Below are 23,561 nucleotides of genomic sequence, written 5' to 3'. Positions count from 1 at the left end.
TCTAGCTCTTCCTGCGGCCGCGCCGCGTCTGCTCCGGCCGCCACTTGCTCAACGCCTCGTCGGTCAGCCCATGCTTGGTCTGCTGCTGCTCGAGCACGGTCTGGAACTCCTCCGCGGGGTTCCCACCCCACTCTGCGTCGTAGCCAGCGTGCCACTGCTTGACCCAGGGCATGAGCTCGGCCAGCCCTGCGAGCAGCGGCACGATCTTGTCGGCCGCCCATCCTTCCTGCTCGAGTCGGTCGTTGATCACATTGACCAGCGCGAGCGCCTGGTCCTTATGATCCCAACCTGCCCAGCCGAGCAGCAAGGTCGGGTCAGCTTCTGGGCCAGCTCCGGGGTAGGAGATGAACCGTTCCTTCGGTACGTCGAGCTTGCCTCGGTGTGACCAGTAGGAGGCAATTTGGAAGTCTGCAGAAGTGTAGTTGGGTGGGACCTTGATATCGAGTCGTTCGCCAGTGCTGTCCTCCTTGCGCTGCTGTTTCCAGACTGATTCCCACAGCGCCCGCTTGCGGAGGCCGCTTTCCTTATAGCGCATCGCGGCGACGTAAGGGACGTGCCTGGTGGCAATTACGTGTTCCAGAACCTCGGACAGTGGCAGGTCCCGCTTGCCAAGGTGGTCGGCTGCGTACAGGGCTGCGACAGAGTTGACGTCTTCGTTAGCGCGTAGGTGATCAGCAAGTTGGCTGACGGTGAGTGTGCGCGGGCCGGTCAGGCCGTCGCGGAGGGCGAACCAGAGGTCCTTGCTCTCGCACCTGTCGAGTAGCCAGGTTTCGAGGGCGTTGCGTTCCTTCTTTTCCCACGGCTCGGTAGCCCAACGGCGTTTACACTCTGGGCGCTCGATGAGCGCGATGTCTCGACGATTGGCGATCGCCTTGATCCGCTTCTCGATGACCCGCTTGTAGCCATCGTCCCAATGCTGAGGAAGTTCAGTCGTTGACTCCGATCCATGTCGCTCGAACCAAGCTGTCTTGAGTTCTCCGACCTCCGACCTGCGGGCCATGACGATCTCAAAGGCTCGTTCACCGGGTTTGAGTTTCGGTATGTTTTGGTCGTTTGCTCGTAGTTCTTGCGCCTCGGTCTCTGTGAGTAGCCCGTACAGCTGGTAGACCTCCCAGTCCAGTTCCTCTTGGTGGGCGATCACCTGGCCTCGCAGGCTGTCGTACGCGGCACGCGCCTTGTCGAGTCGTTCGCGACTGGGAACGACCTGTTCGACAATTGCAGATGGCTCGTGCTGCCGTAATTGTTGCGCTAGTGAGTCCAGTATGCGTCCAGAATTCAGTGGTAGATCGACCGCGAGGGGCACTTCTTCGATATTGGCTGCATTAAACGCATATCGCTCCATCCAATCTTCGGGTTGGATTCCTCGCCCAATGCCGCTGCCTCCTTTGGGGAAGCAACGCTGCTTTAGCCAGAAGCAGGCAGTCGAAGAGTTTAGTATTCCGAGCAACTCTACGTGATCGTCTTCTGATGTGGCCTTAAGCTTGATTACCGGCGCCGTCTGCTTGAAAACGTTACCCCCTCTATCCAGGGTAAAGTGATTATGTGTTGCCACCTCTGCGTACGCAATCGATAGCGGGGTTTGATACCTCTCTGGAATCCATCGATACCAAGTCCACCAAGGTGTCTCATCCTTTTCGCGTTCCCCCTTATTGAAACCGCTGATGTTGGACTCTAGTATGCGTCGCATTGACCAAAGATGGCGCGACCACGGCTCGGCGAAATTGAGTGGATAAGCCTCGTGATTTGCGTCGTAGGGAACTAATATATTCTGCTGCGGGTGAGCTAGCCAGTCTCGGACAATTTCGCCCGTTATGAGTGGCTTGTATATCTGGGCGGGAATTGGCAAGTGAGGAGATCGGTGGCCGGAAAAAAAGAATGCCTCGTCTTGTCCGGGGAAGCTGGCAAACCCAATGGGTCTGCTTAGCTTGCTTTTGAGTTTAGTTGGAAATTTGTCAATCGTTGCGAAGAGTTCCGACGCTCCGCCCCCAGACAGGCTCCATGGAAACTTGAATGTGACCACCCTGTCTAGGTCCACTGCGGACACCCACTCTGACTGACTGCCTGGGTTGGTGACCTGCGCTCGGATCGCTTGCCATACGAAGCCTCGTGATGCGTCGGATGGAATGCTAGGCTCGCCGCGAATGCCGAGGACTGCACGAATCGGCTTACTCTGACTCGAGCTTTGCTTTCGGCCGACGATGATAACCGTGGGTGTCCCATGCCCTGGGATGTATGCTCCAGAGGTGTCAATTATGTGTGTCAGGTCGATTCGTGACAGGTGCTCTTCGATCAGCTTCTTGCCAAATTCGCGCTTCATGAAAGAATTCGCGGTGATCTGGCCGACGTAGCCTCCTGCTCGGTCTGGGCTTGCAAGGTGGAACATACGTGCAGCAAAAGGCACCGATAGTGCGTATTTGCCAGAGCATACGTCGTTCCAGCGTTCACGATAGCTAGCGTTCTCGCCCTTGTCTTTCACTGTGATGTACGGCGGATTGCCGACCACGACATGGTAAGACGCTTGGGTGAGCAGGTCGCAGGAATCGACGTAGTCGTTTACGTCTTCAGTGCTATAGAAAAATTTCAGCTTGCCGATGGAACGCGTGTCCAACTGCTCGCCTTTGACATTGACGCCATGAATGAGCGAGTCGCCGACGGCGACGTTGATAGGGAATTCGCCGGCGGAGGCGAGAGTTTGGGTTCCGGAGGCTTTGAGGGCGGCGACCAAGAGGCGGAAGCGGGCGATCGAGGCTGCAAAGGGGTTCTTGTCGCAGCCGTGGACCGACTCAAGCGAGCGCCGGATCAGGATCCAGTCGTCGACACCGGGAGATGTGCGGCGCCATTCGTCGAGGAGGCGGTGGAAGATGCCCAGCAGGAAGTGGCCCGAGCCGCAGGCCGGGTCGATCGTGCGCAGGCCTTCGCGGGTTCGCTCGACACCGCCGCCGTGGCGGTGGATCTCCACGACCGGGTCGAGGCCGAAGGTTTCAAGAGCGGGCGTCAGAGTCAGGTCGAGGATGAACTCCTCGACGAACTCAGGGGTCTGCAGCAGGGCGTAGGTCTTTTTCGCGTGGTCTGACAGGTCCTGGTAGATGTCACCGAGGAAGCGAGTGTTCCAGGATTCGTCGGTGAACGTGTGGACGACCTCGCCGTCTGGGCCGCGGCGGCGCCAGAAGGCCAGGAGGGCGGTGGCAGCCTCGAACGAGGGCGTCAGCTCCCACAGCGGGTTGTACCGGCGATCGAACAGGCCGGCGGCGGTTGGGTGAGCTTCCGCCAGGTGAGTGAATGCGGCCTCGAGCCAGTCGCGATCGTTGAGGTGCGGGTTGGCGCGGAAGAACGCCTCTTGCCGCTCGTGGGCTGTGGCGAGCGCATCACCTGGGCCGGACAGAAACGGCTCCGGGATCAGGCGGTTGTCCTCACAGAACCGCACGTAGACACAGCCGAGCAGCCAGGCCACCGCGGCCTGCGTGACTCGATCGTCACGCCAGGTTTCGTAGATCGCGGCGGTGCGGTCCGCGTCGACGGCCTTCTGATACTCATCACGCAGCGGGCCGTCGAACTCCAGCTCGGCGCTGCGCTCGCGCAGGTCGTCTTCCAGAGTCTTGAGCTGCTTCCGCAGGTCCTCCAGCAGAGCCTTCTGATCGATCCCGGTCGCCATGCGCGTGTACTCCCTGTCCCTCGTGCTAACCGTGGCGTGATCGCTGGAGCCACGGAGCGCTACTCAACGTACCAATCCGTTACGTGAGCATGGACGGGTAGCACGCCTAACGTACGTAGCGCGCGGAGGCGGATAACTACGGAAGCTGGTCATTCTAGCTGGCAAGGTTCCGATGCGCGGGCGAAGCAGACATCAAACTGCGACGAGGCGGCGGTGAGCGCTGCGGGTGTGCTCATCGCGGACGGGTTTGCCTGCTGGTCGACGACGGCTCGTGGGTCGAGTTTCGAGGCTTTACGTCGGCAGGGTCGTGCAGCGCTGCGCGACAAAGCGATCCTCAGCGCCGACCGGCTGGGCCTGGACGAGCTCCGTGAAGGACTTCGTCCCGCATCTCGACGTGCTCGTCCGTGCGATCGAGCAGGGTTTCCGGTTCCGTGAGATCCCTGACAGGCTACACGGATCCACGTTCGCGTCGAGGCACTTGACATCGTCCTGATCCGGGACATCTCCGCTGCCTCGCAGGCCGCTATCGTATGGCTTACCTCGACGTTCCCGGCCGGCCGCCGTATTGTGGTTGACTAGCGGCTCCGTTGCCGATGTCGTGTATGTCATCTTTGCTTGACCGCAACGTGGCATGTCGGGTGCGCCCACTTGGTCGGCTGAGGCTGTCGGGAACCTTCTGAGTCGCGGATCTAGCCAAGTTCGATCTCGGGCTCGATCTCGGCGAGAACATCGAGTTGGGCGCTGAGCTCCGAATACAGTTCTGGAAGGGCTTCCGAGACCTCGAGCGCCACTGCCAAGGCATAGCGAACCGGCTCGTCGGTTGGATATGGCCGTCGCTGCGTATTTCGCACCACAACGACCAGTTCAGGGGGCTCATCCCTGTCCCAGGGGCCGACCCAGGCCTTCCGCGCCGCTTGATTGGCGCCGAGCAGGCGGGATCCGTTTGCTGGAGCCAGATCGACGTTGTTCAGATCTTTGGGGGCCTCTTCCAAGGAAGCTGCGAACTTCGCGCGTACTTGATCGACATCGACCCCGCGATAGGCATAGACGGACATCCGGCTGGACAAATAGCTGAGCCGTGTCGCTCGGGTTGGCGGGTCGAAGGCCAATCCGATGGCCATTCTCTTGTCGCCTCGGCTGAAGAAGGCTTTCGGAACTGGGATGGTATAGAAATGAACTTGGTCGGCGGCCAACGCTTCCTCACTCAACAGGACTGCACGATGGTCGCTGGAAACCTCGGCCCTTTCGACGTCGACGCTGCCGAAACCGGACAAACGTCGGCTATGATGTTCTGTTTCTTTTCCTGACTCGCCTTCGATGACCTTAGCTACCTGCTGAGCAGACGCCAGTAGCAGCGCGCGGACGCCGGTCGCCTGGAGCTGTGGGTAGCGTCCGAGCACGCGAAGAGCGGCGTGGGTGACGAGCGGGGCGGCGAAACTGGTACCGATGCTTCGCGCCAGAAGAGCGTCCGGTCGCCCGCCTGCGGCACCTACGACCCCTCCGAGCCTGGTGTCCGCGACCACACGCTTTCTGTCGCTGTCGTACGTGAACGTTCCCCCGGGTGCGGACAACTAGGGCTTCACGGCGTTCTCGATGCCGGGGCCTGTCCTGCTCGCCGGACTCGGTTCGCCGGGCTTTCCCATCTGCTGAAGCGCGACTGACTCCTGTGCTGCTCGAACACCTTGATGGCTGTACGGCACCAACGCGCCGACTGTCAAGGCCAGTGCGGACATGGCAGGAGGAGCCAGCCCAGTCTGATCAGACTCGAGCAACCCTTTCGCGTAAGTAGGACCGGAGTATTCGAATGGCGAGACGTTGCCTGAGCTGCAAACGATCACCAGGTTTCGTTCTCGTGCGAGCTTGTCCAGAACCGCGGCAATGCCGGACGGCGCCGGCGGATGGTAGGGATGCGTGGGGTCACCGATGGATAGGTTGATGACGCGGGCTCCGCGGTCGGCGGCCAGGACGATCACGTGTTCAAGCACCGAGGGCCAGAGTTCGGCGGTAGGGAAGAGGTTCTCGCCATCGAGCACTCTGACGCTCAGAATTCGTCCGGCTGCACGAAGTTCAGTGCGGTACGAGAGTTTCTGTTCAAGGGAGCCATAGATGGCGAGACTGGCGACAAAACTTCCGTGTCCTGATTCGTCTGCGCCGTCCGGCAGCCCGTCCGTGCCGCTGAGAGTTTCATAGACGGCAGGAGCCAACAGTGGATTTCCTGCTTGAATGCCCGAGTCGATGATCGCCACGAGGGGCGCGTTCGGCGCAGGAGGTCGGATACGAGGCAGCTTGTCTACGAGCCAGGTATCGATCTCGCTCTGGTTGAAGATCGGCGGGGGAGTAGAGAAGCTCGGCTGATTCGGTCCGTCCGGACAACATCCAGCACGACTCCTGCCGGGATCTCCGCTCTGATAAGTGACAGGCCGACCTCGTGGCGACATGTGCGATCGAGGACATCCGCTCCCGCATTCGTGAGCGCGAATCGCGTCTCCTCGTAGCGCTTGATCGTGTCTTCCCTGTCCTCGCTGCACCAGCAGGCGAGATCGATCCTCAGGACTTCGTCCGGACTGGCGGATGCTAGCCGCTCCGCGAGGTCCTCATCGATAACATCGGACGGCTCCAACTGGCGGATTCGGTCGATGGCATCGAAAAGGCCTTGATACCTGGGTTTTCCCCCTGGGGTGGACTCTGTCTCATAACGAGTACGCAGTTCGAGAAACGTGGTCATTTCCGGGTCAGACGAGAAGGCGGCCAGGGCTTGATCCCCGCGGGCCTCGAGGACACGCAGGCCCGCGCCCTCGATGGCATCGGCCACGTTGACGACCGCGTCGTTGCATTCGATGACCATGATCAGATTCGGATCGATACCCAGGATGGGTTCTCGTCGCGCGTGCAGGTCACGAAGCGAACCAAGCTGGTTGGCAAGGTCACGCGCGTGACGTTTGTGGTCCGCATAACGGGAGCCGCGTCCTCCGCCGCCGGTACCCTTTCTGCGTGGAAGCGGGTCCAAAGCGCGCGCGATCTTCAAGTGGGCGTGCTGGCGCTCAATGCCCAACGCAAGCTGCGGCGTCAGAGACATACCTTCCGGCATACCTGTTCAGAGACCCCGTGGCTACGCTCGGTATCGAAGATCAGCCGGATTGCCTAGTCTGACCCCACGTTCGTGACGACTCCGGCGAGCGTGTCCAAGCGCTCGCGTAGACGTTGCCACGCAGAGGTCATGGCTTCGTTGTCCACCGCAGGCTTGTCCGCGAGGACAGTCCGCCTCAGCGCGTCGAAGCACACCAGTTCGATTTCCGCGGGAGTGCAGTCGGCCAGCTTCTTTGCCCAGGTCAGCGGTGTGATTTCCGACCGATGGGCACGCAACCTCAGCTTGATCAGGTCGCTGGACTGCTTCTGGCCTAGCTTGCCGAATCCGATCACCTCGTCGAAGCGACGCCATACTGCGGTGTCGACCAGCTGTGGGTGATTGGACGTCGCGACAACCACCGATTCACCCTGCATGTCTTCGAGGAGTTGCAGGACTGTCGCGGCCACCCGACGCATCTCGCCATGGTCACCGGCCTGGCTGCGCTCCTGGCCTAGCACGTCGAACTCGTCCAGAAGCAGGACACAGGGCGTCTGCTCGGCGAAGTGGACTACCGATTCGATGTTTCGGGCGGTGTCACCGAGGAATGACGAGGTTAGGGCGGCCAGCGACGCCGTGGCAACTGGCAGGCTCAGTTCGGCGGCGATGGCGTGCGCAGTGGCGCTCTTCCCAGTTCCCGGCGCGCCGAGCAAGATCAGGCGAGAGCGAGGCCGCAGGCCGTGACTGGTCAGGATAGAGCGAGACCGGAACTCGCTGACGATTTCGTCCACCAGTGTTCGCACGTTCGAGGCCAGAACCAAGTCGTCCAGCTCGTGCCGAGGCTTCGTGAGGCGGAGCAGTGGACGTTCGTCGCGGCTCTTCGGTATCGCCTTCAAGGTCAAAGCCAGCCCGGCGCCAGGTCGCTGCTCTGAGTTCAGTTCACGTTCGAGCTCATCAGCGAGGAGTCTATGGTTCTTACGTCGCTCCTCGGCGATCAGCTCACTCGCGGCATGGCGGAAGCCCGCATCGTCCGACTGGATATGGCTAGCGAACAGGCGACGGATGAGGTCGCTGTGCGCCATGACCGTTCCTCCTAGATCCGGATCCCGGGACTACCGAACTTCGGAAGTCCCAACCTTACGTTCTCAGGTCCCTTCCTGCTCTAGGCGGGACGGACGTTGTTGAGGATGTGCAGCTCAGGCGACCTCGCCCTTGTGGAGCTCGTTGAGGTACTTGCTGCGCAGGAGCAGGACCTCGTGGTCACCTTCGGTACCGACAATCTGGCCCGCCAGACTGGGTGCCTCGCCGGCGGTCTCCATGGGGCACAGCAGCCATAGGCCATGTGGCGTTGCTTGTGGGTCACGAGCTGCACGCTGCAGCTCGGTGAGGATTTTGTGGCCGCCGGCGTCGAAATATCGGCCGATCAGTCCGGCATCATGCAGGAACAGCACACTTCGAGGTCCAGCTTCAGCCATGGTGGCCATGAGCCGGTTCTGAACGCGTTGCCAGCTCACCGACACGTAAGACGCGAGTCCTGGCGGCACTGTGCCGTCGCGACCGACGCGGGTGTCGGCGACCAGAACTCGGTCCCACCCCTGGTTCCGCTCCTTCACCAGTGCCCGGAGCTCGGTGAGGAATAACCGGCCAAGGTCGACGGCCTCCACATCATGTTCAGACGCGACGAGTGTTGCTGCCCCCGGCAGGTTCTTCGCCTTGACCTTGAGAGCCAGGAATCCACCCAGTCTGCGTCCGTCGACAAGCCTGGCTGTGATTAGCTCCGAGGAGCTGCGTCCAGTGTTGAGCGCGGCATGGTCGATCGACGTCAACGTGCGTGAAGACGATCGAGCCGGTCGCAGACTTTCCGCAGGCCTCGGTGGGCAGAAGCGATTCTTGACTGGATCGAAGGTCAGGCTGCTGCCGGCGTCACGCAAGGCCTCGCCAACGTCGATAGGTGAGGGGGTTCCCAGTGAGATCTCCGGGAAGCGGACCCTGACCTTCGCGAGAAGCGCGTCCAGGGTGATTCCGTCGTCGCTTACCCCAGCTGCGGCTTGCGAGATGCGCAAACCGCGAACGAGACCGAGGTCGAGCGGATAGAGCTCCAGGCGGCGCGACGCGGCTGAATGCGCGGACATCGAAGCGGCCAGGGAAAGAAGGCGAGTGTCGGCCAGCGGTGACATCCCCTCTGGTCGTTCGACTGCATGAAGTTCGCGCAGGGCTGTTGCCGAACTAGGCAGCGGATCGCGTTTCGAGATCCCGTCGGCCGCCTGCCCCAGTGCGATCGCGTAGTCGCCCAGCTCGTTGGGGCTTGGGTCGTCGGAGCCATCGAGGGACTCGGCAGCCAGGAGTACACGCTCGTTGCGCCGGAGAACCGCCAGTGCCGGCTCAGACCTCTCGGGCTCGTCCTTGCCCGGTAGCAACAGCTCGGTGTCCACCGCTGCCCGGATGATTGCCGAAGCATTGCGCAGCGCGATCACCGGATCGTTCTCGGTCGACCCATGCCTCGCAAGGAACTCGGCGGCCACCTCGGGTGCGGTGGCGATCCGACCGAGGTCGCCGAGGATCTCCACGACCTCGCGGCGGATCGTGTCCATCCAGTCGAAAGTCTGCCACTTCCTGAGGGAACTGATGTACTTCGTCGACACCGAGGGTTGTGTGAGTCCCACTGCGTCGGCGACAAGGCGTTGCACAGGCCAAGCACTGATGTCGGCGACCGAGCCGTCGACTCTCGGCAGCCCTAGTGTCAGACGCTCTACGTTGGGGCCTTTGTCTTTACTGTTGGGCTTGGGCTTGGTAAGCAGTCGTTCCAGCAGCAGTTCGACAGACTGGCGCTCGACATCAACCGGGACAGCCAGTTTCTCCGAAGCCGGCCCGTCCGTGGCACCGGTGTCTGTGCGAAGCTTCGCGCTCCACTGGCGGTGTCTCCTGGTCAATTCGCGACGTGTGAGCGCACCAGCCCCTCGGGCACGGGTGATCGTCGAGGCAGGGATGTCCAGCAGCTCGCCGACTGTCGTCGCGCCGAGACCGTCGGCCACCGAAGCAGCCCGAGAGCTGAGGCCAGCAGCGCTAAGCGGTGTTGTCAGCTTGGCAGCTTCTGCCGCGCGGTCGAGCACTTCGATGTCAGACCGGTCGGCTGCGGTGTTCCGTACCGTTTCCTGTGTGGTCGCAGGACGTGCTTTGTCGGCTTCGGTGAAGACCGAGCGCCAGAGGTCGTCCATTTCACGCAACGACGTGAAGCGGTGTGCAATGTCTCGATGCAGTGCCCGCTTGAAGAAGGCAGTAAGACCATCCCGCAGTCGGTCGTCGAACAAATGCCCTTCGATTTGGGGCGTCTCGTCCTGGGTCACAGTTGGCGCATTAACGCCTTCACCCCACTGTGGACGCTCACCAGTGGCCATCTCGTACAGCGTGACGGCGGCCGCGTACCGCTCGGCGTGGTCGTCGTAGAACTGTCGCCGCGTGGTGTGTACGAACGGGTCGATATAGCCGCGGGTACCCACGGTATCCGTCGGAGATGCTTTGGCCAGAGAAAAGTCGAACAGCTTCAGCTGTCGCGACCTGTTCGCCCGATGGTGGATGCCGAGGTTGTCCGGCTTGATGTCGCGATGGTGGATCTCGGCGGCTTCGAGCTGGTACATCGCCAGGATTAGCTCTCGGCCGAAATTGTCCAGGTCGTGGTAGCTGAGCCTGCCCTCCTCGCGCAGGTGCTTCGCCAGCGAAACCTCACCGGCGAGTTCCAGCTCCAGCGCGGTATGACCACCGATGAGGCGGGGTCCGTCGAGCAGCTGAACAATCGTGCCACCCGTGACCTTGCGGAGGGCCTCCGCCTCGTCATGCAGTCTTGCGGCTCTACTATCTTCATCCAATGCGACCTTGAAGACTCGCTCATCGACGACGGCGCCGTCGTCGGTTTCCCTGAGTCGCTCGACCTGCAGAGCGCGAGCGGTAGCCCCGGTGCCGAGAACGCGGCGTACGAACCATTCTTCGTCCACCTCCTGACCTGCGATCGCCTCAAGCGGGTCCACAAAGGACCTTCCGGCAGGTGTCGGCGTGGCGTCTTCCTCTGCGTCGTCGAGCCGGTCAAGGAAAGCCGCTGCCGAGTCGAGACGGAGGACGACGTCCGAGCGGCTGGCGTCGTAGATCAGGTCGCCGAGCTCTGAAGGCAAGGTGTCGTCCACGGCAGAGACCTGAAGGCCTCCGTCGGTGCCCACCCGCTCGACGAGCTCGGAACGACTCGAGGCGGGCGGTCGACTGGTCAGTATCAGGTATGACACCGAGCCGAGGCTGAAGATGTCCATATCCACTGGATCCGGGTACTGATGTTCGGCCTCCGGGGCCAAATACCGAAGGGCGGTGTCCTCGATGAACGCACCGTCCAGCGATGAATCTCCGATGGACCTCAGCGATGTGGTCTCGAAATCCCTTGCTGCTGTTTGCCAGTCGATCAGCCGGAGTACAGGATTGGAGCCGTCTGGCCGGCAGGAAACGTAGATCGACCGGGGTGATAAAGCGCGGTGATACAGCATCCGGTCATGGGCGTATTTGAGGGCTTCAGCAAGCTGGCGGACCAAACCAAGGCGTGTTTCCGAGGTCAAGGAGTCGCTGAACGTTGCCAGGTATGCGTCAAGCCTGAGGTCCGACTCGTGGTGTCGGAACAAAATCGCAGGCCGGCCCTGGTGCTCCCCGAACTGACGCGCTTGGGCGATGCCTCGGTGGTCGATGCCCTGCAGTACCTGGTACTCGCGTTTGGCGGCCCGGTGGGCCTTTTCGGCATCGGCCTTGCTAGTGCCCGAGCTGATCAGATAGATCCTGAGGCGGCCCTGCTCGTCGAGTTGGCCGTCGTCGCGCCTGACCAGCCTGTCTTCCCAGAATGGCCCGGCGTCGAGTGCTTTCGGGTCGAGCTTCCAGAAGTCGCCGTAGCGCAGATGCGCGGTGGCGGGAAGGATGCCGATGGCCGTCATCAGCTGCGGCAAGACGCGTGACGCGAACTCCGGACGGATCCTGTCCGCCTCGCGGTGCGGAGGACGTGCGAGGAGGTCGTCCCAGACAGCGGGGAGACCGCTGTTCGCGTGGCGTGCGTAGACGTTCGGCGTTTGGAACTCGTCCAGTTCGCTGCGAAGCCCGGCATCGGTCAGGAACACGATCGGTTCGATCCACGGAACCCGGCCGGTGTAGCCAACCTTCTGTGCCGCGCGGGTCAGCTGTCCTCGCAGCTCCTTTGCTTTGAGGTTGGTCATCTCGAGCGGATTCGGCAGAGTACGGACTCGGCCGCTGTGCCGGTCGGTGAACCGCCAGGTCGAGCCGTGGTTGACCACCCTGCCGGGATGCGCCTTGAGCTCGAGTAGATAGAGGCCTGAGGGGACTGCAATCAGCAGGTCACACTCGTTGCTGCGGCTGGAGGCCGCGGTGAACGAGAACGTCGCCCAGGCACGGTAAGGCTCGGCGTCCGGCATCTGGCGCTTGATGAAGTCGAGGCCCTCCTGTTCCCAGGCATAGTCCGACTGCTTGCGCTGATACCAACGTACTGACGAGGAGCCTGAATTGGCGCCCGGTGTCACACTGCCTCCCTCGATCCCTGCCGTACCCGCTGGTCGAACGGAGTGTAGTCGGAGCCACCGACAGATAGCGGTGCCGTCAGGATGCTCGCCGAACCGTAGTCTGCACGGCCACATTTTCTCGGCGGTTCAGAGGCCTGCCTGGTCGAGTTGTTTCGATGAGGCTCGGGTTGCGAGCATGCGCTGACGTAACGCCATGCTTCGCTCCTTGAACCTGTCATGACGACCGTTGCCGCTTGATCGTGACAACGACTTGAACCGCGCAAACGCAATACGCCAGAACAAGGAGAATGCCATTCCGGCATCTCTCCCATACCTATTCTTAGTGTGCCCCCGGCAGGATTCGAACCTGCGACACCCGCTTTAGGAGAGCGGTGCTCTATCCCCTGAGCTACGAGGGCATGTACTGCCACGCGCAGCCTACCGTGCAGCCACGCGAACGAGCACGGGAGGGCGTCGTCACATCGGAGGGCGCCGAGCGGCCAGCGAGGTGAACACTGCGAAACCCCCGAACGGCGGTTGTGTGCAGGCGCGAGAGGGAGCATGTGGCCGGACAGCGCCACTGGCCGCCTAGTGACACTCGACCTGCGGATCCGCCCAGGAGCAGCCACACTCTGCACCAGCAAGCCAGGGTCTGAATCGACGCCTAGATCGACACAGATGACCCGCGGGGGTCACTCGTACGTGTCTGGTTTCGAAACCCTGAACAACAGTAGGTAATCTTCGTTAACGGGACGCGAGACGCCGCTCCCCCGGCTGCCGGAGGGCTTCGTTGATCAAGCTCATGTTCGCCGACGACGAGGAACTGGTCCGTTCGGGCCTGCGTGCCATGATGTCGGGCGCTGCCGACATCGAGATCGTGGGCGAGGCGAGCGACGGGAGATCAGCGGTCGAGGTCGCCCGGCGGTACCACCCTGACGTCGCGTTGCTCGACATCAAGATGCGGGCGCCTGACGACGGCATTCGCGCGCTGAGGGCCATTCTCGCCCTGCCGGATCCGCCGACCGTGGCCATGTTGACCACGTTCGACATCGACGACTACGTCAGTCTCGCGCTCAGGCTCGGGGCCAACGGCTTCCTCCTCAAGGACATCGACCCGGCTGCGCTCCTCAGGGCGGTGAGAGACCTCGCGCGCGGTGGCGCGGTGCTCGACCCTGGGGTCGCGGCGCGCATGGTCCAGTCGCATCGGGACGAGCAGCGGGCCGCGCAGCCGGCGCGCAAGCTGCTCGCGTCGTTGTCCGACCGGGAGCGTGAGGTCGTCGGGCTGATCGGGCAGGGGCTGTCCAACGCGGAGATCGGCGGACGCCTTCACCTGTCCGAGGCCACGGTCAAGGGTTACGTCTCGGCCGTCCTGTCCAAGATCGGCGCGGCGAACCGGGTGCAGGCCGCGCTGCTGGCCTACCGCGGTGGTCTGCTCGACCAGTAATGATCCTCACCGCGCTCGAGTTCCTCGGCTTGATCGCGTTCGCGGCTTCGGGGGCCCTCGCGGCGGTTCGGTCCAGGTTGGACGTGTTCGGGGTGGTCGTCGTCGGGCTCACGACCGCGCTCGGCGGCGGGATCATCCGTGACGTCCTGCTCGGGATCACGCCGCCCACGAGCCTGCGGACGTGGCCGTATCTCGCGGTCTGCGGCGGGACGGCGCTGGCCGTGTTCGTCTTCCATCCGCAGATCGCGAAGTTGCGGCGCGCGGTGCTGCTGGCCGACGCGCTCGGGCTCGGGGTGTTCGCGACGGCGGGGACCACTATCGCGTTGAACGCGGGGGCGACTCCCTACGCGGCGTGCCTGATCGGGATGACGACGGGTATCGGTGGCGGCGCGGTGCGTGACCTCCTCCTCCGGGAAATCCCGCTCGTGCTGCGGAAGGAGATCTACGCGGTCGCCGCGCTCGCGGGGGCCGTGCTCGTCGTGCTCGGTCACGCTCTGCGACTGCCGCCGGGGCCGGTGACCGCCGTAGCAGCCGCGGCGGTGGTAGGGGTCCGGATGCTCGCTTTGTGGCGCAGATGGAACGCACCCGTTGCGAAAGGGCCCGAGACCGGCTGAAACGTCTTCTGGACTGCCGGATTTCCTTTGTTGGTTCTGTGTGTGTTCTTAGGCGAGTCTCAGCACTCTGCGTAAGACTGTCGCCATGCGCATCCTCGTAGTGGACGACGACAGGGCCGTCCGTGAATCACTCAGGCGATCCCTTGAGTTCAACGGCTACCAGGTGGAACTGGCCGGGGACGGCGCGCAGGCCCTGGAAGCGATCATCGCCAACAGACCCGACGCGATGGTCCTCGACGTGATGATGCCGCGGCTCGACGGCCTGGAGGTCGCCCGACGCCTGCGAAGCACCGGTGACGACCTGCCCATTCTCGTGCTGACGGCACGGGACACCGTTTCCGACCGGGTGTCCGGTCTCGACGCCGGCGCCGACGATTACCTGCCGAAGCCCTTCGCGCTCGAAGAGCTTCTCGCTCGCCTTCGCGCGCTTCTGCGCCGGGCCATCCCGGATCCGCAGGCCGGCCAGAACGCCGAGGTCCTCTCGTTCGCGGACCTCACCTTGGACCCGGGGACGCGCGAGGTGCGCCGGGCGGGCCGGGAGATCAGTCTCACCAGGACCGAATTCGCGCTGCTGGAGCTGTTCCTCTCGTACCCGAAGCACGTTCTGACCCGCAGCCGGATCCTGGAGGAAGTGTGGGGATACGACTTCCCGACGTCGGGCAACGCGCTGGAGGTCTACGTCGGCTATTTGCGCCGAAAGACCGAGGCTGGGAACGAACCGAGGCTGATCCACACGGTCCGGGGAGTGGGCTACGTGCTGAGGGAAACCCCGCCGTGACGGACGCGGTCCCGGTCGTCGACGTGTCCGAAAAGGATCCGCGCGGCGACCGCTGGAGCACGCGGCGCTTCTCGCTCCGCGGCCGGGTGACGCTGCTCGCGGCCGCTTCGGTGGCGGGCGCGGTGGCACTGGTGTCCCTCGGCGCGTATCTCGTCGTGAAGGACAACCTCTATCAACAGGTGGACGACAATCTGCTCGCCCGCGCCCAGGCCGCGGTCGACTCGCCGCAGGTGCAGACCGAGCTGCAGCAGGTGCCCGGAGCCTTCCTGGCCAGCGCGGACCTGCAGATCGGCCAGCTGACGGTCGGGGAGAAGATCCGGCTGACCTTCCCGCAGTCCGGCAGCCGCCCGCCCTACGGCCATGACGAGATCGCGGTCGCCACCGGGGAGTCGCCGTTCTCCCTGCGCACCGACCCGAAGACCGACAGCCGCGTCGTCGCCCTCCCGCAGGGAGCGGGGCAGGCGATGGTGCTCGCCCAGTCGCTCGGCCCGACCAAGCGCACCCTGAACGAGCTTTCGGTGGTCCTGTTCCTGATCGGTGGCGCCGGGATCCTGGTCGCCGCGGCCGCGGGGACGGCCGTCGCGAGAGCCGGCTTGAGGCCGGTCGACCGGCTGACGTCGGCGGCGGAACGCGTCGCCACCACCGGTGACCTGCGGCCGATCCCGGTCAGCGGCGACGACGAACTCGCCCGCCTCACCCAGAGTTTCAACACGATGCTGGGCACGGTCGCCGAATCGCAGGAACGGCAGCGGCAGCTCGTCGCGGACGCCGGGCACGAACTCCGGACCCCGCTGACGTCGCTCCGCACGAACCTGGAGCTTCTGCTTTCGGCGAGCAGGCCGGGGGCGCGGACGCTGTCCGACGAGGACCGCAGTGACATCGAGGCCGACATCCGCGGCCAGCTCGACGAGCTGACCCAGCTGATCGGCGACCTCGTCGAACTCGCGCGCCAGGACGAGCCGCGGATCGAGCACGAACGGGTCGAGATGGTCGACGTCGTCGAGCGCGCGCTGGACAGGGCGCGCCGCCGTGCGGGCGAGATCGAGTTCGACGTCTCGCTCCAGCCGTGGGTGCTGACCGGCGATACCAGCGCGCTGGAACGCGCGGTGCTGAACCTGCTGGACAACGCGGTGAAGTTCTCGCCGGAGGGGTCGACGGTCGGGGTCCGGCTGTACCCGGTCGGCGACGGCACCGCGGTGCTCGAGGTCGAGGACGCGGGGCCGGGGATCGCCGACGAGGACCTGCCGAAGGTGTTCGACCGCTTCTACCGTTCGTCGGAGGCGCGGACGCTGCCCGGTTCGGGGCTCGGCCTGGCGATCGTCCAGCACGCGGCGCAGCGGCACGGCGGCGACGTCTACGCGGGACGAGCTCCCGCGGGCGGCGCGCTGATGACCCTGCGGCTCCCGGGCGCCACTGCCTGACAGGTGATTACTCTGACGGGTGATGAGCACCGAGAACGAGCCTGAGCTGCCGCCCCGTCGTCTGCTGTGGACACTGCTGGTGGCCGCGGTGCTGCTGGTGGCCGACCAGCTGACCAAATGGTGGGCGGTCGACGCCCTCACCGACCGCGCGCCGATCCCGGTGATCGGCGACTTCATCCGGTTCCGGCTGCTCTACAACCCGGGCGCGGCGTTCTCGCTGGGCGCTGGCTCCACCTGGATCTTCGCGATCCTGGCCGCGGCCGCGGTGGTCGCGCTGCTGTGGATCTCGCGCAAGGTCCGTTCGGCGGGCTGGGCGATCTCGCTCGGGCTGCTGCTCGGCGGCGCGACGACGCATCTGGGAGATCGCCTGTTCCGCGAGCCCGGTTTCGCGCGCGGGCACGTCGTGGACTTCATCGACTACAACGGCTGGTTCGTCGGGAACGTCGCCGACATCGCGTTGTTCTTCGGCGCCGTCTCGCTTTTCGTGTTGAGTTTCCGCAACGTCCCGATCGACGGCGTCAAGGAGACGGCGGCGGAGTAACGAGGCAGAACTCGTTCCCTTCCGGATCCGCGAGCACGACGAGCCCGTCTTCGGGGCGCGCGAGTACGCGCGCGCCCAAGGAAACGAGCCGTTCGACGTTGTCTCCGGTCAAGTCCAGGTGCACGCGGTTCTTGACGACCTTCGATTCCGGAACCCGGTTGAAGAAGAGCCGCGGACCCGACGCTGCTTCGACCAACACCGAAGGGTCTTCTTCGGGGCCGGAGAACCCGAGTAAACGAAGGCGCTCAAGCTCTTCTTCGTCATAGGGTGCGACTTCGTAGCCGTCGAGCACGGACGCCCAGAATCGCGCCAGCGAAGCCGGGTGATGGCAGTCGAAGACGACGTCGCGAAGCCTGGCCATGGCCTCATGGTGGCAGGCTGATCCGCTCGTCGCGGCATGTTTGATCGTGTAGGATTTTGTGTAGTTGATCCAGTGTGGTTATCGGAGGCTTCGTGCTCGCGCGGCAGCGACAGGCGGTGATCCTCGAAGAGGCGCGCCGGACTGGGGCGGTCCGGGTCAGCGATCTCGTCGCGAGGCTCGGCGTTTCGGATATGACGGTGCGCCGCGACCTCGACGTGCTCGCGGGCCGAGGGCTGGTCGAGAAGGTCTACGGCGGCGCCACTTCCGTCGTGGGCAAGAGCACCGACGAACCGGGTTTCGAAGCCAAATCCGTGCGCCAGCGCGCGCAGAAGGAGGCCATCGCCGCCCTCGCCGCCGGGCTGGTCCGGCCGGGCACCGCGATCGGCATCTCCGCGGGCACCACCACGTGGACGCTGGCCAGGGCACTCGACGAGGTCCCCGGCCTGACGATCGTCACGAACTCCATCCAGGTCGCCGACGTGCTGCGCGGCGCGAACCAGCCCGATCGCACGGTGGTCCTCACCGGCGGCGTCCGCACCCCGTCGGACGCGCTGGTCGGGCCGGTCGCCGTGCAGAGCTTGCGATCGCTGCATCTGGACGTCGTCTTCCTCGGCGTGCACGGGATGGCCGACGGCCCCGGTTTCACCACGCCGAACCTCACCGAATCCGAGACAGACCGCGCGCTCGTCGAAGCGGGCCGCAAACTGGTCGTGCTCGCCGACCACACCAAGTGGGGCATCGTCGGCATCTCCACCATCGCCGGGCTCGAAGAGGCCGACGTCGTCGTCTCGGACGACGGTTTGTCCGACAGCGCAAGGGAAACGCTCACCGAGCAGGCGGGTGAGCTGATGATCGCCGAAACGTCGGAGACGGCCGAGGCCGAAGAAGCGTGAGGCCGGCGGCCGGCAGGCTGCGCGCCACCCGCTGACAGGGCCATACTCATGTGCGATGCACAGCTTTGGCTCAGGAACTTCTCAGGACCATCCCGCAAGGTGAAGACATGACCGAGAACGACCCCAGCGGCCACGACGCCGACAAGGCGCGGCCCGCCGGCGCTCAGCCGGACGCGGAGCAGAGCGCGAGCTGGGCGGCGCAGCCCGCCCCGCAGCAGACTGACGCGACCGGGCTCGGCGGCCACGCCACTCCGCACACCGGAGCGCAGCAGGCCTACACCCCGGAACAGCAGTACAACCCGTGGTCGCCCCACGCCCAGGCGCAGCAGGCGCCCGCGCAGGAGCACCAGACGCAGGGCCAGTACACCCAGGGCCACCAGGTGCCGGGCCACCAGACGCCGTACACCCAGCCGGGTCCGTCGGTGTACGCGGTGCCGCAGCAGCGCCAGGCCTCGAAGTCCACTTCGGGCAAGCTGCTCGCCGGTGTCGCGGCGATCGCGCTCGTCGTCGGCGGGGTCGCGGGCGGTACGGTCGGCTATCTGACCGGTGACGCGTCCGGCGGCTCTTCCGTGAACGCGCTCGACGCGCCCAAACCCGCCCAGCAGACGGGCAATCTGCCCGCCGGTTCGGTCGAGGCGGTGGCGCAGAAACTGTCGCCGAGCGTCGTCGAGCTCCAGGTGTCCGGGCGGTCGGGTGCGGGCGAGGGCTCCGGTTTCGTGCTCAGCACCGACGGCTACGTGCTGACCAACAACCACGTCGTCGAGGTCGCCGCCGGTGGCGGGCAGATCCAGGCGGTGTTCCAGGACGGCAAGAAGGGCACGGCGACCGTCGTCGGCCGCGACCCCACGACGGACATCGCCGTGGTGAAGGTCAGCGGCGTCAGCGGGCTGACCCCGGTGGAGCTCGGCCGGTCCGACGATCTCCGGGTCGGGCAGCCGGTGGTGGCCATCGGATCGCCGTTCGAACTGACGGGCACGGTCACGTCGGGCATCGTCAGCGCGCTGAACCGGCCGGTGAGCGCCGGTGGCGGCGGCGATCAGACCACGGTGATGTCGGCGGTGCAGACCGACGCGGCGATCAACCCGGGTAACTCCGGCGGCCCGCTCGCGAATATGGCGGGCCAGGTCATCGGTATCAACTCGGCGATCTACAGCCCGAAGTCCGCGCAGGGCCAGGGCGGCGAGAGCGGCGGCAACGTCGGCATCGGTTTCGCGATCCCGATCGACCAGGCACGCCGCACCGCCGACGACATCATCAACACCGGCCAGGCGAAGCAGACGTTCATCGGCGCGCGAGTACAGACCGCGCCGACCGGAGGCGCGCAGCTCGGTGAGATCACGGCGGGCAGCCCCGCGGAGAAGGCGGGCCTCAAATCCGGTGACGTCGTGACGAAACTGGACGACCGGTCGATCCCCAACGCGGACGCGCTCGTCGCCGAGATCCGCACCAGGGCACCGAACGACAAGGTCAAGTTCACCCTCGCCGACGGCAAGGTGATCGAGGTGACCCTCGGCGGCCAGCCGGTCACGCCGAACTAGCACTCCCCAACGCTCGGCCGCAGTGCGCGGCCGAGACCAAACCCCGGCTCGAACCCCCAGCGGGCCGGAACCAGAGGCCACGCGCGACCGGCTGCCAATCCCGGTCGCGCGTGGCCCTTTTATTGAGGGGTAAGGCAAGGTTGGGAGGTTGTGCGGTAGCGAGGAGCGGGCTTTCGCTATGCCGGTGCTGTTGCTGAGACCCATGGTCGAGATGTGTCGCGAAAGCCACTTTCGCGACGCCTGGGGTCGCGAAAGTGGCTTTCGCGGCACGGTCGCCCCACGGCCCGCGAGTGAATCCCCGCGATCTGCGTTACCCCTCAATAACGCGCTTTTCGGCGGAGGAACACAGCCACGAGCACGCCGAGCCAGACGGCCGCGAGGCTGACCAGCAGGCCGGTGACGGTGTCGGCGTCGTGCAGGCCGGGGTTCGCGGCTCCGCCGAAAGGCCGCCACAGCAACGGAAACGCGACCAGCGTCAGCACCCCCGTGAGCACCGCGCCCGTCTTCACCGGAGCCTGCGAGCGTTCCGGGAGGAACCTGCTCAGCGCGAATCCCACGGCACCGACCAGCGGCGCGAGCAGCACGTCGTGCACCAGGGGACCGCCGACGAGCCAGCCGAGTGTTCCGAAGACGTCCGGGCGCAGTGGCAAGGCATACTCGGAGAACAGCACCGCGCCCCACGCGAGCGCGCCGAGGCCGGGCAGGAACAGCAGCAGTCGCAACGTCTTCACAGCGTCTCCAACTTGGTGACCCATTTCGTCTGCAGGACGCCCGGCCGGTTCGGGGCGATGATCCGGCACGGGAAGCCGTGGTCGGCGTCGAGGACTTCGCCGTTGAGTTCCAGCGCCAGCAGGGTGAGCTCGTCCGCGGTGTGCTCGCCGGGGAGTTCGCTGATCCCGTACGGACCGGCCTTCTCCAGTGAGAACACGCGGACCGGCGTGCCCGGTGTGCTTCCGGCGTGCCGCAGCAACTCCGGCAGCGAGACACCGCTCCACCGCGCGGACTCGCTCCAGCCTTCGACGCAGGCGATCGGCAGTTCGGCCGAAGTTCTCGGCAGCGCGCGGAGTTCTTCCAGCGAGTAGGTCTTCGTTCCGTTGGGGGTCACCACTGAGAGCCGCCAGGCTGGGTCCTTTGACGTGACCAGTACGCCTGCCGCCGCGGCGGTCCGGTTCACCGGCAGCCCCTGCGGTCCCTTGCCGCTCCGCCAGGACAGGCCGGAAACGTTACGTAGCAACGGAACCGTCGCCCCGGCTGTCGCGACGACGGCGACGCCCGCGGCCAGCCAGGTCGTGCGGAGGAAGGCACGGCGAGAAGGTTCGGGTGGCTTGGTGACCGAGCGGCGGACGATCGGGAGTTTCACCGCGATATGCACCAGGATCGACCCGATCGCCACCCACGCGACCGCGTAGTGCAGCTGCGGGAAGTAGAACGTCCACGGATAGTTCTGGGCGACGTTGAACAGGCCGGTGACGAGTTCGAAGAAGGCGGCCGCGGACAGCACCAGGATCGACAGGCGTTCGAGCGCGTGCGGCAGCGAACGGAGCACCGGACGCTCGAACAGTCTCGGGTAGACGCTCCAGAGTTTCGCCAGCAGCAAGGGAATCGACGCGATCCCGGAGAGCACGTGCGTGCCCTGCGTGACCCGGTACAGCCAGACCGGGCTGCTCGGCCAGCCGAACCACGACGGCGGATGCTGGATGAGATGGCTGATCAGGCCGGTGACGAAGCACAGGGTGAACGTGACGGCGAGCGCGAGGCCGATCCGGGACGTCACGCGCTCCGAAGGTGTGTTCATGCTTTCTCCAGGCAGGCGAACCAGCGGTGGCCGTGGCTGGTGGCCCACGCGACCCGGAACGCGGTGCGGGCGGCGAGTTCCGCGATCGCTTCGACGCCGACCCACGCCCAGGTGAACCAGGCGCCGTCGTCGGGGCGCAGCCGCACGCGGTCCTGACGGAGGCCGCGCCCGGGCGGGTCGAGTTCGACGAGCACCGTCCCGCCGTCGCCGATCAGTTCCGCCATCCGTGTGAGGAGGCGGTGCGGATCGCCGCCGATGCCGATGTTCCCGTCGGCGAGCAGGACATGCCGCCAGCGCCCTTCGCCGGGGAGCCGGTCGAAGACGTCCCGGTGGAGCGCGGCGGCGCCCCTGGCGTGGGTGAGCCGTACGGCGGTCGCCGAAATGTCGACGCCGAGCGACGCGACACCGCGTTCGGACAGCGCGGCGGTGAGCCTGCCGGGTCCGCAGCCGACATCCAGTGTCGGACCGTCACAGGCACCGAGGAGGACGTCGTCACCGTCGCAGGGGATGGCCGTCCAGCGGTCCACCGGCAGGTCGACACGTTCGCCGGTCGCCAGTTCCAGCCAGCAGCGGTGGCCGAGCAGGCCGCGGTCGAAGGCGGTCACCGGACTTCGGCCACCGCTCGGGCGAACCGGCCGCGGGGTGCCGTGACCGCGACCCGGCGCGCGTCCGCCATCGTGTCCACATCGGACAGTGTGGGCAGGCTGCCGGGACGCAGGCCCACCTCGGTCAACGCGCGCAGGGTTTGCGGGCCGGTGTCGTCGCGCGACATCGGGATCCCGGCGAGAGCCTTGGCGTGTAACGGGTCCTTGAGTCCCAGTGCCCACCAGCCGCCGTCCTCGGCCGGTCCGAGGACGGAATCTTCGGGCCGGTTCGCGGCTTCGGCCAGGAGTGCCGGGGTGACCTGCGGGGTGTCCATCCCGATTTGCAGCACCGACTCGCCGGGACGGGGCGCGTCGGCGTGGGCGTTGACGAGCCGCATGTCGAAACCTTCCCCGCGTTGGGGGATCACCTCCGTTTTCCGGAGTACGGCGGCGATTTCCATACCGCGGGCTGCCCTGCCGAGTTCGCCGGTCATGGCGACGACCACCCGTGCTTCCGAGGTCAGCAGGGCGGCTTCGAGAGTGTCGAGCAGCGAGGCGGCCGCGATCTCGGCGGCCTGCTCCGGCGTCGCGGGCGGGCAGAGCCGCGTCTTCGCGAAACCGGGCACTGGCGCTTTGGCGACGATCAACAGGCAGAAGGTCATCGGCTCAGCACCCGCCCGAAGTCCCGGGCCGCCCGCAGGGTTCCCCGCAGCGAGCCGGAGACCTTCGACTTCGTGCCCTTCGCGCGTTCACCGTAGGACACGTCGAACTCGGCGACCCGCCAGCCCGCGCGGCTCGCCCTGATCAGCAGTTCGAGTGGGTAGCCGAAGGCGCGATCGGTGACGTCGAGGTCGAGCAACGCCTGCCGCCGGACGGCGCGCAGCGGCGCGATGTCGCGGACCGGCAAACCCTTGTGCCGCAGGAGGGACGAGATCAGCGCGTTGCCGGCTCTCGCGTGCCACGGCCAGACGCCGGGGCCGGTCGGCACCCGCCGCCCGACCGCCAGTTCGGCGTCGGCGAGGCCGCCGACCAGCTTCGGCAGTTCGGCGAGGTCGAGGGAACCGTCGGCGTCGGCGAAACAGACGACGTCCGCCGTGGCCGCCTCCAGCCCGGTGTGCACCGCGGCGCCGTAGCCGCGCCGGGGTTCGTGGACGACCCTCGCCCCGAGCCCGGCCGCGATCCCGGCGGAACCGTCCGTGGATCCGTTGTCGACCACGATCGCCCGATACCGCTCGGGCAGGGCCGCCAGCACCCCGGGGAGGGCGCCGGCCTCGTCGAGACAGGGGAGCACGACGTCAACCTGGTCATCGTTCACGCACAGCACGTTAAGTCCGAGATGGAC

The 23,561-nt window shown here is 65.4% G+C and carries 17 protein-coding genes, 1 tRNA gene and 1 pseudogene; 7 read left to right on the top strand and 12 right to left on the bottom strand.

Features of this window, described 5'->3' with window-relative positions:
- Position 1: 1 nt before the first annotated feature.
- From pglX to ACLJO0_RS27475, 6 genes and pseudogenes are all read right to left on the bottom strand, one after another.
- Positions 2 to 3,652 carry a BREX-2 system adenine-specific DNA-methyltransferase PglX gene (gene pglX / locus ACLJO0_RS27500; protein WP_410581422.1) on the bottom strand — a complete coding sequence of 1,217 codons (3,651 nt, stop codon included), beginning with the start codon at positions 3,650 to 3,652 and terminating at the stop codon, positions 2 to 4.
- A gap of 689 nt (positions 3,653 to 4,341) precedes the next feature.
- Positions 4,342 to 5,898, bottom strand: a pseudogene (locus ACLJO0_RS27495) (S8 family peptidase).
- Positions 5,899 to 5,942: 44 nt separating this feature from the next.
- Positions 5,943 to 6,728 carry a hypothetical protein gene (locus tag ACLJO0_RS27490; protein WP_410581420.1) on the bottom strand — a complete coding sequence of 262 codons (786 nt, stop codon included), beginning with the start codon at positions 6,726 to 6,728 and terminating at the stop codon, positions 5,943 to 5,945.
- Between the two features lie 65 nt (positions 6,729 to 6,793).
- Positions 6,794 to 7,798, bottom strand: a complete 1,005-nt coding sequence (locus ACLJO0_RS27485; RefSeq protein WP_410581418.1) for an AAA family ATPase — start codon at positions 7,796 to 7,798, stop codon at positions 6,794 to 6,796.
- Between the two features lie 114 nt (positions 7,799 to 7,912).
- Positions 7,913 to 12,271, bottom strand: coding sequence for a BREX system serine/threonine kinase PglW (pglW, locus tag ACLJO0_RS27480; protein ID WP_410581416.1), 4,359 nt, complete (start codon positions 12,269 to 12,271; stop codon positions 7,913 to 7,915).
- Positions 12,272 to 12,596: 325 nt separating this feature from the next.
- Positions 12,597 to 12,669, bottom strand: a tRNA-Arg gene (locus tag ACLJO0_RS27475).
- A 371-nt stretch (positions 12,670 to 13,040) separates the two neighbouring features.
- Here ACLJO0_RS27475 and ACLJO0_RS27470 point away from each other — a divergent pair.
- The 5 genes from ACLJO0_RS27470 (at position 13,041) to lspA (ending at position 17,048) form a co-directional block, all read left to right on the top strand.
- Positions 13,041 to 13,694, top strand: a complete 654-nt coding sequence (locus ACLJO0_RS27470) for a response regulator (RefSeq protein ID WP_034305786.1) — start codon at positions 13,041 to 13,043, stop codon at positions 13,692 to 13,694.
- Positions 13,694 to 14,308 carry a trimeric intracellular cation channel family protein gene (locus ACLJO0_RS27465; protein WP_410581414.1) on the top strand — a complete coding sequence of 205 codons (615 nt, stop codon included), beginning with the start codon at positions 13,694 to 13,696 and terminating at the stop codon, positions 14,306 to 14,308. The genes ACLJO0_RS27470 and ACLJO0_RS27465 overlap by 1 nt, the downstream gene beginning before the upstream one ends.
- Before the next feature lie 85 nt (positions 14,309 to 14,393).
- On the top strand, positions 14,394 to 15,086 hold the full coding sequence (locus ACLJO0_RS27460; RefSeq protein ID WP_037340466.1) for a response regulator transcription factor: 693 nt from the start codon (positions 14,394 to 14,396) through the stop codon (positions 15,084 to 15,086).
- Positions 15,083 to 16,507, top strand: coding sequence for an ATP-binding protein (locus ACLJO0_RS27455; protein ID WP_410581411.1), 1,425 nt, complete (start codon positions 15,083 to 15,085; stop codon positions 16,505 to 16,507). Before ACLJO0_RS27460 ends, ACLJO0_RS27455 begins: the two co-directional genes overlap by 4 nt.
- 22 nt (positions 16,508 to 16,529) lie before the next feature.
- The gene (gene lspA / locus ACLJO0_RS27450; RefSeq protein ID WP_125791698.1) at positions 16,530 to 17,048 is read left to right on the top strand and encodes a signal peptidase II; all 519 of its coding nucleotides are present in this window, start codon (positions 16,530 to 16,532) and stop codon (positions 17,046 to 17,048) included.
- Here the strand turns inward: lspA and ACLJO0_RS27445 are convergent.
- A complete protein-coding gene (locus ACLJO0_RS27445) occupies positions 17,026 to 17,409 on the bottom strand; it encodes a VOC family protein (protein ID WP_410581409.1) in 384 nt (127 codons plus the stop codon). The two genes, lspA and ACLJO0_RS27445, sit on opposite strands and share 23 nt — an antisense overlap.
- Positions 17,410 to 17,501: 92 nt before the next feature.
- Between ACLJO0_RS27445 and ACLJO0_RS27440 the strand changes: the two genes are divergently transcribed.
- Together ACLJO0_RS27440 and ACLJO0_RS27435 are read left to right on the top strand one after the other, a co-directional pair.
- A complete protein-coding gene (locus tag ACLJO0_RS27440; RefSeq protein WP_410581407.1) occupies positions 17,502 to 18,302 on the top strand; it encodes a DeoR/GlpR family DNA-binding transcription regulator in 801 nt (266 codons plus the stop codon).
- A 107-nt stretch (positions 18,303 to 18,409) separates the two neighbouring features.
- Entirely contained in the window at positions 18,410 to 19,840 is a 1,431-nt protein-coding gene (locus ACLJO0_RS27435; RefSeq protein ID WP_410581405.1) for a trypsin-like peptidase domain-containing protein, read from the top strand.
- Positions 19,841 to 20,157: 317 nt separating this feature from the next.
- Here the strand turns inward: ACLJO0_RS27435 and ACLJO0_RS27430 are convergent, their stop codons facing one another.
- From ACLJO0_RS27430 to ACLJO0_RS27410, 5 genes are read right to left on the bottom strand one after another with little or no spacing between them, the layout of a single operon-like run.
- Positions 20,158 to 20,571, bottom strand: coding sequence for a hypothetical protein (locus ACLJO0_RS27430; protein WP_410581404.1), 414 nt, complete (start codon positions 20,569 to 20,571; stop codon positions 20,158 to 20,160).
- Positions 20,568 to 21,635, bottom strand: coding sequence for a molybdopterin-dependent oxidoreductase (locus tag ACLJO0_RS27425; RefSeq protein ID WP_410581402.1), 1,068 nt, complete (start codon positions 21,633 to 21,635; stop codon positions 20,568 to 20,570). Before ACLJO0_RS27425 ends, ACLJO0_RS27430 begins: the two co-directional genes overlap by 4 nt.
- On the bottom strand, positions 21,632 to 22,240 hold the full coding sequence (locus ACLJO0_RS27420; protein ID WP_410581401.1) for a methyltransferase domain-containing protein: 609 nt from the start codon (positions 22,238 to 22,240) through the stop codon (positions 21,632 to 21,634). The genes ACLJO0_RS27425 and ACLJO0_RS27420 overlap by 4 nt, the downstream gene beginning before the upstream one ends.
- On the bottom strand, positions 22,237 to 22,881 hold the full coding sequence (locus ACLJO0_RS27415) for a DUF2064 domain-containing protein (protein WP_410581399.1): 645 nt from the start codon (positions 22,879 to 22,881) through the stop codon (positions 22,237 to 22,239). The genes ACLJO0_RS27420 and ACLJO0_RS27415 overlap by 4 nt, the downstream gene beginning before the upstream one ends.
- Positions 22,878 to 23,534: a glycosyltransferase family 2 protein gene (locus ACLJO0_RS27410; protein WP_410581398.1), complete on the bottom strand. Its 657-nt coding sequence runs from the start codon at positions 23,532 to 23,534 to the stop codon at positions 22,878 to 22,880. Before ACLJO0_RS27410 ends, ACLJO0_RS27415 begins: the two co-directional genes overlap by 4 nt.
- Positions 23,535 to 23,561: the final 27 nt, after the last annotated feature.

This window comes from Amycolatopsis sp. lyj-108 (genome assembly GCF_046549005.1).
In the GTDB taxonomy this organism is placed as follows: Bacteria; Actinomycetota; Actinomycetes; order Mycobacteriales; family Pseudonocardiaceae; genus Amycolatopsis.
Note: the sequence above shows the minus strand (reverse complement) of the source record. Positions and strands in the feature narration are given on the sequence as shown.

Bases quoted from the DNA above. Each gene is read 5' to 3' on its own strand.
- pglX (WP_410581422.1), bottom strand. From the start codon at position 3,652: ATGGCGACCGGGATCGATCAGAAGGCTCTGCTGGAGGACCTGCGGAAG.
- ACLJO0_RS27490 (WP_410581420.1), bottom strand. From the start codon at position 6,728: ATGTCTCTGACGCCGCAGCTTGCGTTGGGCATTGAGCGCCAGCACGCC.
- ACLJO0_RS27485 (WP_410581418.1), bottom strand. From the start codon at position 7,798: ATGGCGCACAGCGACCTCATCCGTCGCCTGTTCGCTAGCCATATCCAG.
- ACLJO0_RS27465 (WP_410581414.1), top strand. From the start codon at position 13,694: ATGATCCTCACCGCGCTCGAGTTCCTCGGCTTGATCGCGTTCGCGGCT.
- ACLJO0_RS27460 (WP_037340466.1), top strand. From the start codon at position 14,394: ATGCGCATCCTCGTAGTGGACGACGACAGGGCCGTCCGTGAATCACTC.
- lspA (WP_125791698.1), top strand. From the start codon at position 16,530: ATGAGCACCGAGAACGAGCCTGAGCTGCCGCCCCGTCGTCTGCTGTGG.
- ACLJO0_RS27445 (WP_410581409.1), bottom strand. From the start codon at position 17,409: ATGGCCAGGCTTCGCGACGTCGTCTTCGACTGCCATCACCCGGCTTCG.
- ACLJO0_RS27435 (WP_410581405.1), top strand. From the start codon at position 18,410: ATGACCGAGAACGACCCCAGCGGCCACGACGCCGACAAGGCGCGGCCC.
- ACLJO0_RS27425 (WP_410581402.1), bottom strand. From the start codon at position 21,635: ATGAACACACCTTCGGAGCGCGTGACGTCCCGGATCGGCCTCGCGCTC.
- ACLJO0_RS27415 (WP_410581399.1), bottom strand. From the start codon at position 22,881: ATGACCTTCTGCCTGTTGATCGTCGCCAAAGCGCCAGTGCCCGGTTTC.